Below are 13,929 nucleotides of genomic sequence, written 5' to 3' on the forward strand. Positions count from 1 at the left end.
ATTGCCAAGAACACTTTAAAGGTTATACGATGTCAGGAGAGAGAATGAAAAACAAACAAATCCCAACACTTATCGGTCTTCTTGTATTGATGGTTGCCTGCAATTTTGGAACACCTGCCAGCATCACACCCGCACCTGAAGTTGTCGAAACACAATCACCTGTAGCTGCTACTGCGGAAATTTTCCCAACCACTGCGCCTTCCCCTTCAAATGGGCCGACTCTCGCAAACTGCCCGATGTTCCCCGCAGACAATTATTGGAATGCACCCATCGATACACTCCCGACTCATCCACAATCCGATGCGTGGATCAACAGCATCGGCCGCGCTGTAAGTTTCCACATGGACTTCGGCTCAGGCGAATATGATGGCGGCTTGATCGGAATCCCATTTAATATCGTGGCTGGATCAACTGTCCCGAAAGTTGGATTCGAGTTTGATTACGCAGACGAATCAGATCCAGGCCCGTATCCGATTCCTGAAAATCCAAACCAGGAAGCGGGGGGCGACCGTCACATTTTGGTTCTGGATACCGATACTTGCACACTCTACGAAGTTTATGATGCCAGTTTCGATGGCGGACAATGGAGGGGCGGCTCTGGTGCGATCTGGGATTTGAACTCGAATACCCTGCGCCCCGATACATGGACCTCCTCCGACGCGGCTGGTCTGCCGATTCTGCCTGGCCTGGTGCGCTACGATGAAATCGCTGCAGGCGAAATTAAACACGCGCTGCGTTTTACGATCGAAAAAACGGCTGGCTATATCTGGCCTGCGCGGCATCTGACAGACGACCCACAGGATGGGATTCCACCCATGGGCGCGCGTTTTCGTTTGAAAGCAGATTACGATATTTCAGGTTTTCCGCAGGAAATGCAAATCATCCTGCAAGCCATGAAAACGTATGGAATCATTTTGGCAGACAACGGCTCAAACTGGTACATCAGCGGCGCACCCGATGACCGCTGGGACAATGATATGCTCCACTTGCTCGATGTGTTGACAGGCAATGATTTCGAAGCCGTGGATACTTCGGGAATGATGGTGGATGTGGATTCGGGAGCGGCGAAATAATCATGCCATATTGGAAGCTCTACTATCACTTTATTTGGGGAACAAAGAATCGTTTTTCATATATTGATTCTGCTCTTGAACCTGAACTGTATCGCGCCATCGCGGCGAAAGCACAAGACCTAGGCGGATTTGTCCATGCCATTGGCGGGATCGAAGATCATGTTCATCTTGGGGTATCCATACCACCTAAAATTGCGCCTGCAAAATTCATAGGGGATGTGAAAGGGAATAGTTCACATTTCATTAATCATGTGATCAAACCTGATTTCGAGTTTTACTGGCAGGATGAATATGGCGTTTTATCTTTTGGCGAGAAAAACCTTTCGTCAGTGGTACGATATATTCATAACCAGAAACAACATCATGCGGATGGGACGTTGATTGCCGAGATGGAGCAGATGGATGAACGGTAATCTGTGCAAAATAAATAGCCCAACGGTTTACCACCGGGCGGTGATAAACCACCGTTTTATCAAGACAGGAAAGTATCAAAGCGGACAGGCAGTCCCTTCAAACAGGCATGCCGTGGGGTTTCTCCCACGCGGGTTCACCGCGCGGTGATCAAACCATCGACATACGAACCCCGCTAAAGCGGACTAATTCGATTACCGAGTAGAATCACCTCAACACATGACACCTAATTTCACTCCCCGCCCCTCCCAACAGAACATCCTCCGCTACAACGGCGGACGGCTTGGTATTGCCGCCGTGCCTGGCGCTGGCAAGACCCACATTCTCTCGGCGCTTGCGGCGAAGATCATCAGGGAAGGCGACCTGCAAGATGGGCAGGAAGTGCTCATCGTCACCCTCGTCAACTCAGCGGTGGATAATTTCGACAAGCGCATCAAACAGTTTTTCAACAGCCCCATCGAGTCGTTGTACAAATATCGCGTGCGCACCCTGCATGGGCTTGCGCACGACATCGTCCGCGAGAAGCCTGCGCGTGTGGGGCTTGAAGAACGCTTCAGCATCATCGACGAACGCGAAGCGGGTTTTATCCGCCGCGAGTCGGTCAATGCGTGGCTGGCATCCAATTCACTCGATGACTATCTCGACCCCGCCCTCGACAATTCCAAACAGGATTGGATTCGCCGCTCGCAACTGCCCGATCTGGTGGATTCCCTCGCTTTGGCATTTATCCGCTCTGCGAAAGATCGCCTCCTGACTCCCGAAAGCCTGCGAGCCAAACTAGACGCATCTTTCGCCCCGTTGCCGCTCGCCGAACTCGGCTACAGCATCTACGCGGACTATCAACGCGCCCTCGCCTATCGCGGCGCCGTGGACTTCGATGATCTCATCCGCTATGCGCTGACCCTGCTCGAAAGCGACGAGGAATTTCTGGAGCGATTGCATTATCGCTATCCCTACATTTTGGAAGACGAAGCACAGGATTCAAGTCAGACTCAGGAGAGGATACTCGCCTTGTTATCTGGCGGTTCTCTCCCCTCTCCTCTCAGGAGAGGGGTCGGGGGTGAGGTCGGAAATTGGGTGCGCGTCGGTGACCCCAACCAGGCCATCTTTGAAACCTTCACCACCGCCTCGCCCGAACTCCTGCGGAAATTCATCCGCGAGAACCCAAGCCAGGATATGCCCGAGTCGGGACGTTCGCAGCCGTCCATTCTTGCGCTGGCGAATCATCTCATTGACTGGGTGATGACCGCGCATCCCGATCCCAATGTGCGGACGGCGTTGTCGCTGCCGCATATCATCCCTGTGCCTGAAAACGACCCGCAGCAAAACCCGCCTGAGAACCCTGAGGGCATCAAATTCATCAGCAAAAAGTACACACCCGAAAATGAACTTGAAGCGGTGGCCAAGTCGGTGAAGAATTTTGTCGATTCGTTTGCAGAATTCCCCGATGAAGAAAAACCGACCATCGCAGTCCTTGTCCCGCGCAACCAACGCGGCGTGGAAGTGGTCAACGAGTTGCGCAAGCGCGGCATCGAGCCGATCGAATTGATCTCCAGCACAACCGAAACGCGCGCGGCGGCGGGGTCGTTGAATTATTTGTTGTCGTATCTCGCCGATCCACAGTCTGCGCGGAAGTTATCGAAGGCGTATGAGGTTTGGCGGCGCGATGTTTTCGGTTCGAACAAAAACGCAGGGACAGAGCGGCGCTCCGCCCAAAATGCAGATCAAGAGCAGGACGCTGCGGCACTGCGTCAACACATTGAGCAGATTCCGAGCCTGTTGCGCAAGATGGTTAATGTGGAAAATTTCATCGCGCCGAGTCAGGCTGATGAATGGCTGGCCGCTATCGGTGAGGTGGATTCGCCGCAAGTCATCGAAGAGTTGAGCGTTTTTCGAGTCAATGTCCAGCGTTGGCTGAATGCGGTCGCGCTCCCCATTGACCAACTGGTGCTGACGCTGGCACAGGATGTGTTTAGCGGCGCTTCGGATCTGGCGCTGGCGTATAAACTGGCGCTGGTGCTGCGAAAGGCCGCGGACGATCATGCGGATTGGCGTCTGCCTGAGTTGGCTTCGGAGCTGGCGGTGATCGCGAAGAACGAGCGGCGCTTCATCGGTTTTTCAGACGATGACTCTGGCTTCGACCCCGAGCGGCATCGCGGCAAGGTGGTGGTGACGACGATGCACAAGGCGAAGGGGCTGGAGTGGGACCGCGTGTATATGATGTCGGTCAATAATTATGACTTCCCGTCGAACATGCCGAATGACCGTTTTATTTCGGAGAAGTGGTTCGTGCGCAGTGGATTGAATCTCGAAGCCGAAGCACTGGAACAACTGAAAGCGCTGGAATCGAACAGCGAATATGACTGGTACGAAGAAGGCACAGCCACCATGCGCTCGCGCCTCGATTACGTCAAGGAACGTCTGCGCCTGTTATACGTGGGCATCACCCGCGCGAAAAAGGATTTGATCGTGACGTGGAATTCAGGTCGTCAGGGCGATGCGACGCCGAGTCTGGCGATGAGTGAGTTGATGGGGTGGTGGGAGGAAGTAGGGCCAAGTAGGGCAGAATTTCGATTTACTAAAAAATATCCAGGAAAGTGACATGGCTACAATTCCTGAAAACAAATATGCCAAAATCTCCAAAAATAATATTCTATTTTGGGTTAATTTGAATTCTCCTGTAAGATTTCACAATCTGAGATGAAGTATGCCTAAAACCATTTATTCCGATAAATACAAACGAGTTTTAGAACTTTTACGTCAAGCTAGAAAAGACGCTGGTTTAACTCAGATAGATGTCACTGGTCATTAGGAAAATCTTCAGTCATATGTGGCGAAAGTGTGAGGGAACGCATTATAAGTTGATTATATAGTTTGCAAGTTATATAAAAATCTGCTTTGAAGATCCGCCCGCCGGCCCGCCTCCCGCGCGCCCCGGAGTCCCCAAAAGGAAGCGTGATAGGAACATTTAAATTTGCGGACAACTCATTCGGAGATTGATCAATAGGGGGTTCGGACGTAGTAATCTTTTTGTTGCGCCGCCGGGGGGGCATCCAGAGTTATCAAGGGGATTTGTTTTTGACTACAACACTACATCGTCAGATTGAGAAAAAGTGTTACTAAATCAGCAATAATTTAAGATTAAATTCCTTTGGGGATTTCAAACAGTTTTCCAATCCATATGACTTTCAACATTAGTTCCTCCACAAGTTGAATTGCCAACTACAAACAACTCCGTTTATACGCGATACTTTCATCTAAAGCAAGAGACATTTCAGAATAATATCTGAAGCGAAACGGCTGTTTTGCTTTTTTACCCGCCAATGCTGTTCTACATTACCAGGAAGCTCAACAGAACCCATTGTAAGTCCTTCGCTGCCATGTAAGTTTTTCTTTTTGCGTTAGTTCGCCAATTGGATATCCAAACCAAACAAGAACTTTGGCGCGCATATAATCTATTGCAAAGCAATGGCGGAGATGTCACATGAGATCACGCTATTCGTTTCTATCGGCGGATCCATAGCTTAGTTGGAAAAGGTTGGTGATATTAGCTTAATTCCCGCTGCCGGGGGGGGGCCAAAATCATAAGTGAACCCCACCAGTTTTTGTATAATGACAGATAAAACAATTTGAACAAACACTATTGAATGGTCTTCAATTTTATTAATTTCTCACAACCAATGGCACTTTGAGAACCATCTAGGAGTCCAATTTTGATATCAGTTCGACCTCTGAAGCCATCTCTGGCGATGATGATATAGCAAAGGCATTTGATATTTGTCTTGGTGTAAGAGTAACCACTCTTACTTTAAAGCATATTGCTAATGGATCAAATCACACCAATTGCTTCCTCCAAGCAGATAAGATCAAAAGGCTTCGTTCCTGACCCCACCATAGTATCCAAAACAATATCTCCAGGCTGAGTCAATGCCAATATGAATTTCCTTGGTAATTGAGGAGGAAATTTGGCAGGAAAAGAGTGGTTTTTGGGGGGTGAAAATCGGACTGTTCTTGGTTGATCCCGAAAATTAGTCAAGAACTACTTCACCCCAATCCTTGTAAGGATATTTTCTGCGGTAAAAGTTTAGATCATCTGCTCATTTCATCTCTTGGGGAGGGTGCTATAGTCTATTTGGTTCCTTGTGGTTGCCTGTGGTGGAGGAGGTTGCTAGGTCAAATGAAAAACGGTCTCAGGAGATAATGTCCACGGCTTCACCACCCTTCGGGGAGCGAGTGTAGGATGCGGCAATAAGAGCTTTCTACAAGTACAAAATGTCAGTACATCTTTTCGAAAATGTACTGACATTTTGGGAAAAATGTACCGACATGTTTTGGAAAATGTGCTGACATTTTTACCCACGCCTGCTTTCATCTGCTGATCTGGTGCGGATTTTGGATGAAAATGCGGCGCAAGGATGAAAAACGGTCTCGGGCGGAATGTCCACGAGACCGTTTTTGTATGCGGCTTTACTTCACAGGCGTTAGCAGGATTACTGGAATTTCCCGTGTTGTCTCCCGACGATATTTCTCGAAGATAGGCATCATCTCCACCATTTTGTCGTACAGGTGTGTGCGCTCTGGCTCTTGCGCAATGCTCGGGTAGACGTTGAACTGATCCGCGCCAACTTCGATTGTTGCCACAGATTTGGAGATCAAGTTGTGATACCAGGCGGGATGACTCTCAGCACCGCTGTTGGAGGCGATGATCACAAACCGCTCTCCATCGCGGACATAGGCAGTTGGGGTCACGCGTCCCTGTCCACTTTTTGCGCCGAGGGTGTGCAACAGTAAAAGAGTCTTGCCTTCAAAGTGTCCGCCTACTTTGCCTCCATTGACACGAAATTCGGCGATCAATTTTTTGTTCCACTCGCTTTCATCACTCATGTATTTCGTGATCTCCTTGCGAATTTTACTCATAGGATGCATGGATTTCTCCCGCTTGGGGAAGAGAGGTCGGGTTTAATGCTCGTGGGTCAGTGTTTGAGTTGTAAGTGAAGCAACCTGAGCTTTGTCCACTTCAATAGGCGGGGAGACGAACGCAGTCCCATCGGCAAGGTCTTGTTGGATGCGTTGTAGGATCTGTTCCGCTCTCTTTCCCATTTGTGGACCAAAAACAAACCTTGAAAGAAGGTTAGTGATCAAACTCGGCAGCCAGGCGCCGCGCGACTTACTGAATAAATTGATCAATCGCGTTCCATCTTTTGTGGGTTCCAATATAAGTGTATTGTAAAAGCTTGCATTCATAGGAGTGGGGCAGTCCATCGTAAACTGCTCGAAGGGTCGCCAGTCCAAAATGGTCATCCTGGCAGATACTTCTTCGCCATGATAGCAATAGTAAACCGAATCGATCCCCGTGCGCCCCAGCACCTTGTTGTGCAGTTCCGCTTTCTCCACACCCAGTAAAACGGCGCGATGTTCGGGCTTTGTCAGATATTCCCATAAAATAGACGCAGGTACGGGGAACTCAAACTTGTAAATACCCAGCGCCTCTTCAGGTCGGACCTCGATCCGCACCCTGTCCTTCAAGCGTTCCCACACCTTATGCATATCATCCACGTACATTTGCACTTCCCCCACATCCGCGAAGGTCTCACGATGCGGGATCAGGCTGTTTTGGAAATCTTCAAGCCCTAACGCATCCATCACCGACTGGGTAAAAGCGGCGTACGCCTTGAAGCCTGTTTTCTCTTTGATGTGATTCTTTGCGAGGCGATGCACCAAATTGACATCGTTCCCCACCAGTTCGGTGAAACTTCCCAGTTTCTGGGTCATGTACGCACCGTAATGAACGAAGAACTTCAAGTCGAGATTGGGCAGGTTTCGGCAGGCATTGCAGGGGCAGGTGGTATTGATCACCATCAGTTCCAACGCCTTGCGGAAGGACGCATACGTGGATTCGATCATATCCAGCAGGCTTTGTCCCTGCAAGAAACCGCCCGCTGGCGCATAGGAAAAAACAGCGTCGCCTTCCAGTTTGGATATGACCAAAGGGGACTGAGTGTGGCGGATCAACAGATTCAACAAGGCGGTCAGGCTGTCGCGCGCATGTTCCAGCTCCGACTCGTTGACATACCTTGAGTAGCCTGTAATATCGGAAATGATCAAGAAGCCTTGTTGTGTCATACCGCGATTTATATCACAGGTTAGTAATAAAATAGAGTATACCTGTCCAATTCAAGGTAGAATAAAAAAAATCAGCATCAAAAGACAGGAGATTTGATGGAACGAAAAACACAAACAGGATATTTGGTACTCGCCGATATTTCGGGATACACATCCTTTGTCGCCAGAACCGAGATCGAGCATGCGGAGAAGGCCATCTCCATTTTGTTGGAAAACATTATCGAGAGGTTGGACGATCTGCTTTCCATCGTCAAATTGGAAGGCGACGCTGTCTTTGCGTACGTGCCCGATGAGCAGATGCCCAACTGCAATGTGATGCTTGAACTGCTCGATAATACCTATGAGCTTTTTCGAGACTCAGCCAGATCTCTGCACGCGCAGGCGACCTGTCCATGCAAGGCGTGTCAGGCCATCCCAGCTCTTGACCTGAAATTTTTGGTCCATCACGGGGAATACATCATTCAGCAAGTGGCGGGCATCAAAGACCTGATGGGGAACGATGTCACCCTGATCCACAGGCTCGCAAAGAACAGCGTCTCCGAATCCACGGGCTGGAATGGGTATGTCCTCTTCACAGGCAATTGTCTGGAACGGATGCAGGCGGATAAGAAGCCTTTCATTCAACAGGCTGAAACCTATGAGCACCTTGGGAACGTGGAAACGTACGTGATGAATATGCATGTCCGCTACGATGAAATGAAAAAGTAACCCCGCTTTATATTGGAACAACAAGAACGGTCTCTGATGAAATATTCACGAGACCGTTTTTATTTCCGCAGGGAGAATCCCGTACTCCGTAGTACAATGAAATCAGGTCACTTGATGGTAAATTGCCTATACGCGGGGGATATGGAGTATCGCTTGTAAGCAGCCCAACGAAAAAACCTCATATTCATCGGAACATCGAACAGCTGCCGCCTTTGTAAAAGGTGCGTCTGGCTATTTAAGTCCGAATCAAAAATTTATGCAGTACCCAAGGAGCAAGTCAAATGAATGCAACCCCCACCGCCACCAAAGTCAAAGCCAAGCGCCCTTCCAAAGGCATGGCCAGACACAACCGCCTCGTAAAACAGGAAGCCCGCAAGAACAGTGTGCCCGGCACAGTTGTCAAAAAGGGCAAACGCCCTGCGGCAAAGTAAGTTGAGATATAAGAACGGCCTCGGAAAATTCCGAGGCCGTTTTACTTTTACAGTGTCCTTACATACCGGAATTGCTTATACCCTGGCGGGTCTGTGTTGAGGACAGAATCAACCGTCACATGCAGCAATGCCGGTTTACCGGAATCAACTGCTCGTTGGAGAGCGGCGGGCAGTTCGCCCACAGAGTCCACTTTTTCGCCGTAGCATCCCATCCCCTGCGCGATCAAATCGTAGCGCATCTCGCCTGAAATATTCACACCCTGCTGCTGCTCGGCAGGCACGCCGCCAAAATTATGCGCGCTGCGTTCCATGCCCCAGCCATCATCCACCGCAACGAGGACAATGATCTGCGCGTTCTCGCGCAACGCAGTTTCCATTTCCATGATGTTAAAGCCAACCGCGCCATCGCCCGTGATGCAATACACGACACGCTCAGGTGCGGCAAGTTTTGCGCCGATGGCAAACGGCACGCCCGTTCCGAGATAGCCCATCTTCACCGAATACAGAAAACTGCGCGGCTCAAAAATCTGGTTGAAGGCCACGCCCCACAACGTTGTGTTGCCGCCGTCAAGCACCGTCACCGCATTGCGCGGGAAAAACGTGCGCGCGTTGAAAACCATCTGCCCGGGGTTGAGTCCGCGCGTTGGCTCTGCCATCAAAAATTGAAATCCCTGCATCTGCGTTTGCTGGGTCAACTCACGGTAACGCGGCAGGTCTTCCATTTCGGTTCGCGCCTGTCTCTTCTCTTTTACTTTGGATAAGATCGCCTTAAGCGCAGATTTCGCGTCTGCGAGGATGCCCACATCAACAGGCCGATTCAACCCGATGGAATTCGCATCAACATCGATTTGAATTGTTTTCTGCTCCGAAGGCTTTCCCCACGCTGGATGAGAACCCCAACCATCATATTCACCGAGGCGCGAGCCAACCACCAAAATCACATCCGCTTCATTCTTCGCCAGCGACGAGGCTTGCATATCGAACACGAAAAAATATCGCGGATGATCTTCGGGCACCGCACCGCGCGCGCCCATGGATGTGCTCATGCCCGCCGCGAGATAATCACTCAACTCGATAAACTCTTTGGAAGCATCCGCCCACAACACGCCTTTGCCCGCATGCAAAAATGGACGCTTCGCATTCGCCAGCAATTCCGCCGCCTGTTCGATCCACGCAGGGTCGCCCGCGCCCATATTCGTCATGCGATATTGTGACGATGGATAGACAGGGATTTTCTCATCATCAATTTTCATGCCAAGCATTTCATCTGGAATGGCGATGAACACCGGGCCGGGACGTCCGGTCAATGCCGCGCGGAAAGCTGCCCGCATCATCTCAGGCAGTCGCTCCGGCTGACGGACAAGCCCGCTGTATTTCGTGATCGGCTTGGCCATGTCCACGAGGTTGGTTGCCTGCCATGCACCGCCCCGCTCCGGGTCAGTGGTGAGGCGGCGGCGTGTGCATGCAATTGCAATGATCGGATGTCCTTCAGCATGTGCGGAAGAAATCCCCGCCAGCATATTCGCCCCGCCCGGCCCCGGGCTGGCAATCACCACGCTCGGCTTGCCGTTCGTGCGTGAATATCCCTCCGCCAAATGGACAGCGCCTTCCTCATGCCGGCAGTTGACATGCCGAATGCCATACTTCGGCGCATGTACCGTGAACGGGATATGCGCGCCATCAATGATGCCGAACATCATTTCAATGCCTTCGGCCTGCAAACACCTCGCCAGCAATTCACCAACAGTTATTTCAGTCATGAGTTCCTCCTCCAAAAGATTTAAACACGAAGGGCACAAAGATCACAAAGGAAAAAACCTTAACACCTTCGTGTACTTGGTGTCCTTTGTGTTTAATGAATTTCACACAATTATTTTTTGTTCCCTCAACCAAACTTCCGTTCTTCTCATCCCCTCCTCCAAATCCACCTGCGGATACCAACCTAGCAGGTCATGCGCTTTTTTATTCGAGACTGTATTTTTCTTCGAAAGCATTTCCATTGCGCCGCGTCCCAACTCGGTGGGTTTGCCGAGCAATTTGAAGATCATGCGCCCCACCTCCGCGATCGCAACCGCCGTGGATGTGCTCAACATACGCGGGCTTCCCTTCCCCATCATGCGATAGTAATGACCGAAGAATTTTTCACAGGTGGTCGCAACTTCGCCGCCGAGGATGAATATCTGCCCAATGCCTTCATCTTTCTCTGCCGCGAGCATCACGCCATTCACAAGGTCATCAATGTAGATCGCGCGAAACACGCCTTGACCATGCGCAGGCAAAAGGAACAATCCCTTTTGGATCATCTGCACGGGAATCAATGTCCACGGGCGGGAGTTGGGGCCGTAAATATCGGCGGGGCGAATAATGGTGCAGGTCATTTCGCCAGCGGAATGTGCGGCAAGCACAACCTGCTCGCTTGCAATTTTTGTATCAACATAGGGGTTGCCCGTCGGCATCACGGGCGCGGATTCATCGGCTTGATCTTCTAAGATAAAACGCATTGCCGCCAATGAAGAGACATGCACAAAGCGTTTTACACCTGCCTTGATGGCCGCATCCAACACACGGCGCGTGCCAAGCACATTCACCCGCCACGCTTCTTCGCGCGAGACATTGTTGGTGACGATGGCGGCGGTGTGGATGACAAGGTCACAGCCAGCCAAATTCTCCTGCCACTCTTCGGGGCGAGAGACATCGCCAGCCACAACATTGGCAGAAGCATCGGCGCGGACATCGAGTCCGCAGGTTTCTGCGCCCAAGGCACGATACTGCGCTGAAAGAGCGCGTCCCATAAAGCCAAGCGCGCCGGTGATGAATACTTTACGATAGCGAGTCTGATCCATGTCCCTGCCCCGATCTTTGTCTGCGGATTCTTTCAAGGCGCTTCATGCCGCGTCTCTTCATGGGTTCATACAACCAAAGCATGATCGACGGATTGAGATGATTCAACTTGGTCAGCCAGCCGCGCCAGCGTGGGAGATTGATCTCGAGCGGCTTGTCACGCATGGCTTTCCAGAAGGCTTTCTCCAGATCATGCACCGTGAGCGTGACGCCCGTGTAAGTCAGCGCGACTTCTTCTTTGCCGCTTTCGAGATGTTTTTGCATGAGCGGCGTGTCAACGAGGTCGGGAGATATCACAGTGACGGAAATGCCCATCGTCCGCCACTCAATTGCGGCGGCGATGGAGGCGTTTCTTAATCCACTTTTAGCCGCCGAGTAAAGTGAATTCCCCGGCGTTGGAGATAATCCCGCAAGGGAAGCAACATTGATGATGTGGCCGCTTCGCTGCTTCGTCATCACATCCCCGACGACCCGCATACCAACGAGCGGACCTTTCAGGTTGATGTCGATGACCCAATCAATATTCTCGATGGGCTGCTGCAGAAAAAAAGCCTGACGCCCGCCGCCAGCGATGTTGAAGAGATAATCAATGCGCCCGAAGTGTTGAAGCGTGTCATCGACAACGCGCTGCCATTGCTCCGCCGAGCGGATGTCCAACGTGTGCAGGCGCAGGGACTCGCTGGGCGTGAACGCTTCGCGCAATCCCTGCTCGTTGACATCGGCAAGCACCAGTTGATAACCACCCTGTTTCAGCAGGGTGGCTGCCCAATGTTTACCGATCCCGCTCGCAGCGCCGGTGATGATCGCTGTTTTGAATGTCATCCCTGTTTGGGTTTATCGGCTTCCGTCACAGCCATGTGTGTGACCATCGCCAGCGCTTTCTTTTCATTGACGAACAACATGAGCGCCCAGCCGATGATCAAAAATCCCGCAATTGAGAGGATGGCCAAACGGTGGCCGGATTGCTCCGCCAGGACGATATCTTGACCTTGAGCTTGATACCACAACGTCAATTCCGCTGCGAGATACCCGAAAACTGCCGGGCCAATAAAGGAAGAGGTTCGCCCCGTGAGAGCAAAGAAACCAAAGAACTCCGCGCTCTTGCCGGGCGGGCTGAATGTGGCCACCATCGCGCGGCTGACTGATTGAACGCCAGCCATGGCAATGCCGACAAACCCACCAATGATGAAGAAGTGAGTTTGGTTCTGTGCAAAATACAGGGCAGCGATACAAGCCACCATCAGCATGATCGAAAGGGACAGTGAGGGTTTGCCGCCAAAGCGGTCTTGCAAATTTCCGAAGAGCAGCGCACCGAGGACATTGGTCGCCTGCACGAGGATGAAGAAAATGATCAGCCCGGTTTGCTCCAGACCAAAAAGCACCGCACCAAGAATGGCCGCAAAATCAAGCGCAATGATCACGCCTTCATTATAGACAAGGTAAGCAAGCATGAACTTCAGGAATTCATTAAATCCGCGCGCAGCCTTGATAGTTTCACCTAATTGCTTGAAGGCGACACTGAAATAGTTTTCACCGGGCGGCAGCTTTTGAGGTTTTGCACGCTCGGTTAGCCGCAGAAAGATCGGCGCAGCCGCCACTGCAAAGAAAATGGCTGTAGCAACAAGCGACCCACGCACAACGATCAGGCTGCTCTTGGTCATCAAGATCGGAGGAAGGATTAATAATAGAATGGCAATACCACCTGCGGATCCGATGGCCCAACCTGTTCCTGCAATACGTCCCATTTCACCGGGAGGGGCGATCTCAGGTAAAAGCGCATCATAAAAGATCTGCGCGGCGCGATAGCCAATCTCGGCTAAAAGGAAACAGGCAATGGCAAGTGTAACCGTGCCCTTTTGTGTAAAAAAGAGCATCGCCGTGAAAAGTACTGAAAGAGCCGTGAAGAAAAAGAGAAAACGTTTCTTTGCGCCGGAGTAATCTGCAATGGCCCCCATGATCGGCGCAGCAATGGCGACGATAATCATCGCGATCGAAATGGTTCCCCCCCAGATCCGTGAACCTTCAGCCCCACCCACCACCTGCTTCTGAAAATAAGCAGAGTAGACAGCAAGCAACACCACTGAAGCGTATGCGGAATTCCCAAAATCGTACAGATACCATGCCACACGCTCACGACGTGTGGATACAGAATTTGGTGCGATATTTGCCATCGTCCCGTCCTCCTCACTGATATGGAATTTGCGCAAGTATATCACCATGAAAAATAAATGCTCAATTCATGCAGACGGGAATTGGCAAAAAGGAATGAGCACGATAATTGCAGTCACAAATCGGACAGTTTCAATCATTGAATTTATATGGCGAGTCGGTGTATGATTGGG

12 protein-coding genes are annotated in these 13,929 nt (G+C 51.0%); 5 read left to right on the forward strand and 7 right to left on the reverse strand.

Annotated features, from left to right (window positions below):
- Nucleotides 1-44 precede the first annotated feature (44 nt).
- The 3 genes from IPI86_RS10380 (at nt 45) to IPI86_RS10390 (ending at nt 4,085) form a co-directional block, all read left to right on the forward strand.
- A complete protein-coding gene (locus tag IPI86_RS10380; protein ID WP_345297937.1) occupies nt 45-1,073 on the forward strand; it encodes a hypothetical protein in 1,029 nt (342 codons plus the stop codon).
- A gap of 2 nt (nt 1,074-1,075) precedes the next feature.
- Entirely contained in the window at nt 1,076-1,486 is a 411-nt protein-coding gene (gene tnpA / locus IPI86_RS10385; protein WP_345297938.1) for an IS200/IS605 family transposase, read from the forward strand.
- Nucleotides 1,487-1,703: 217 nt separating this feature from the next.
- Nucleotides 1,704-4,085: an ATP-dependent helicase gene (locus IPI86_RS10390; protein WP_345297939.1), complete on the forward strand. Its 2,382-nt coding sequence runs from the start codon at nt 1,704-1,706 to the stop codon at nt 4,083-4,085.
- Nucleotides 4,086-5,313: 1,228 nt separating this feature from the next.
- On the opposite strand, the gene IPI86_RS10395 is transcribed toward IPI86_RS10390, so the two are convergent.
- The 3 genes from IPI86_RS10395 to IPI86_RS10405 form a co-directional block, all read right to left on the reverse strand.
- Complete coding sequence (locus IPI86_RS10395) at nt 5,314-5,520, reverse strand: DNA methyltransferase (protein ID WP_345297940.1); 207 nt, start codon at nt 5,518-5,520, stop codon at nt 5,314-5,316.
- A 431-nt stretch (nt 5,521-5,951) separates the two neighbouring features.
- Nucleotides 5,952-6,401, reverse strand: a complete 450-nt coding sequence (locus IPI86_RS10400; protein WP_345297941.1) for a nitroreductase family deazaflavin-dependent oxidoreductase — start codon at nt 6,399-6,401, stop codon at nt 5,952-5,954.
- 42 nt (nt 6,402-6,443) lie between these two features.
- Nucleotides 6,444-7,607, reverse strand: coding sequence for a DUF2652 domain-containing protein (locus IPI86_RS10405; RefSeq protein ID WP_345297942.1), 1,164 nt, complete (start codon nt 7,605-7,607; stop codon nt 6,444-6,446).
- 96 nt (nt 7,608-7,703) lie between these two features.
- On the opposite strand from IPI86_RS10405, the gene IPI86_RS10410 reads away from it, so the two are divergent.
- Together IPI86_RS10410 and IPI86_RS10415 are read left to right on the forward strand one after the other, a co-directional pair.
- Nucleotides 7,704-8,315: a DUF2652 domain-containing protein gene (locus IPI86_RS10410; RefSeq protein WP_345297943.1), complete on the forward strand. Its 612-nt coding sequence runs from the start codon at nt 7,704-7,706 to the stop codon at nt 8,313-8,315.
- Between the two features lie 281 nt (nt 8,316-8,596).
- Nucleotides 8,597-8,746: a hypothetical protein gene (locus IPI86_RS10415; RefSeq protein WP_345297944.1), complete on the forward strand. Its 150-nt coding sequence runs from the start codon at nt 8,597-8,599 to the stop codon at nt 8,744-8,746.
- Nucleotides 8,747-8,793: 47 nt separating this feature from the next.
- Here IPI86_RS10415 and IPI86_RS10420 read toward each other — a convergent pair whose 3' ends face one another.
- From IPI86_RS10420 to IPI86_RS10435, 4 genes are all read right to left on the reverse strand, one after another.
- The gene (locus tag IPI86_RS10420) at nt 8,794-10,506 is read right to left on the reverse strand and encodes a thiamine pyrophosphate-binding protein (protein WP_345297945.1); all 1,713 of its coding nucleotides are present in this window, start codon (nt 10,504-10,506) and stop codon (nt 8,794-8,796) included.
- 102 nt (nt 10,507-10,608) lie between these two features.
- Nucleotides 10,609-11,589 carry an NAD-dependent epimerase/dehydratase family protein gene (locus IPI86_RS10425; RefSeq protein ID WP_345297946.1) on the reverse strand — a complete coding sequence of 327 codons (981 nt, stop codon included), beginning with the start codon at nt 11,587-11,589 and terminating at the stop codon, nt 10,609-10,611.
- The gene (locus IPI86_RS10430) at nt 11,567-12,409 is read right to left on the reverse strand and encodes an SDR family oxidoreductase (protein WP_345297947.1); all 843 of its coding nucleotides are present in this window, start codon (nt 12,407-12,409) and stop codon (nt 11,567-11,569) included. The genes IPI86_RS10425 and IPI86_RS10430 overlap by 23 nt, the downstream gene beginning before the upstream one ends.
- Nucleotides 12,406-13,758, reverse strand: a complete 1,353-nt coding sequence (locus tag IPI86_RS10435; RefSeq protein ID WP_345297948.1) for an MFS transporter — start codon at nt 13,756-13,758, stop codon at nt 12,406-12,408. The genes IPI86_RS10430 and IPI86_RS10435 overlap by 4 nt, the downstream gene beginning before the upstream one ends.
- Nucleotides 13,759-13,929: the final 171 nt, after the last annotated feature.

The sequence above is a fragment of the Candidatus Villigracilis affinis genome (genome assembly GCF_016705895.1).
GTDB classification, from domain to species: Bacteria; Chloroflexota; Anaerolineae; order Anaerolineales; family Villigracilaceae; genus Villigracilis; species Villigracilis affinis.